This window comes from Actinocorallia lasiicapitis (assembly GCF_054778695.1).
Map to the genome: position 1 here is coordinate 1 of NZ_BAAGZI010000920.1, position 544 is coordinate 544.

The 544-nt window shown below is 72.2% G+C and carries 1 protein-coding gene; it reads left to right on the forward strand.

What is annotated here, in order from left to right; genetic code table 11:
- The coding region (locus ACYVE7_RS35505; RefSeq protein ID WP_460371101.1) for a hypothetical protein at positions 1–544 on the forward strand (544 nt) is incomplete at both ends.

A 544-nucleotide genomic window follows, 5' to 3' on the forward strand; every position in this document is an offset into this window, starting at 1 on the left:
CTGCGCGTCGTGCCGGGGCCGGGCGGCAAGGGCACGCGAATCGTCGGGCGCGGGATCGCGCAGGTCGTGCGGCTCGACAATGGCTTCCTGCGCACGCTGACCGGTGGTTTGCCGCGCGTCGTCGCGTCGCTGGAACGCGCGCCCGACGGGACGATCCGCTTCGCCGATCTGGTGCTGACGTCGCCGCTGCTGACGTTGCGGGGCAGCGGTTATCGCCGCAACGACGAGACGTTCCATATCGACGCGACCGGGCGCCATTCCCGCTACGGCCCGGTGACGCTGCTGCGGCTGGACGGGAAGATCGACCGGCCGCCGACCGGCTTCAACGTTCAGGCGCAGGGCGGATCGCGGCTTGGGCCGTTCACGGGGATGGGGCGCATCCTGCTGTTGCCGCCGGGCGTCGACGACGTGCTGTTCGTCGACCGGCTGGCGGTGAGTGGCACGGTTGCATCGGGCCGGCTCGCGATGCCGCCTGGCGGGTTCGAGGGCACGCTAACCGTAGCGGGCGGCGGCCTGTCGGGTGCGCTGCGCTTCCACCCGGTGG